Origin of the sequence: Enterobacter cloacae complex sp.6700776 (assembly GCF_048284255.1) — a bacterium.
Taxonomy (GTDB): Bacteria; Pseudomonadota; Gammaproteobacteria; order Enterobacterales; family Enterobacteriaceae; genus Enterobacter; species Enterobacter intestinihominis.
Genome location: NZ_JBLVYK010000325.1, coordinates 1 through 262, shown reverse-complemented (window position 1 = coordinate 262; position 262 = coordinate 1). Strand labels below are relative to the sequence as shown.

General features: G+C 59.9%; 1 protein-coding gene. It reads right to left on the bottom strand.

Annotated elements, in window-relative coordinates; translation table 11 throughout:
• Nucleotides 1–54: 54 nt before the first annotated feature.
• The coding region (locus tag ACNQ0T_RS24470) for a hypothetical protein (protein WP_417930522.1) at nucleotides 55–262 on the bottom strand (208 nt) is incomplete at its 5' end.

The following is a 262-nucleotide window of genomic DNA, read 5'->3' as shown; positions in this document are numbered from 1 at the left end:
CCCCCCCCCCCCCCCCCCCCCCCCCCCCCCTCCCTACACCACTACCACCGAGATCTACACTGGAGCGATGTCGTCGGCAGCGTCAGATGTGTATAAGAGACAGGGGTGCTCGGTAAACTGAACCAGGTGCCGGATGTGATTGACGCGCGTCGTCTGCACGGCGGCCACAAAGCGATCGTCGCGGAATTCCATGTGCTGAATATCAGACTGTTGCATCCTGTCTCTTATACACATCTCCGAGCCCACGAGACCAGGTACTTCA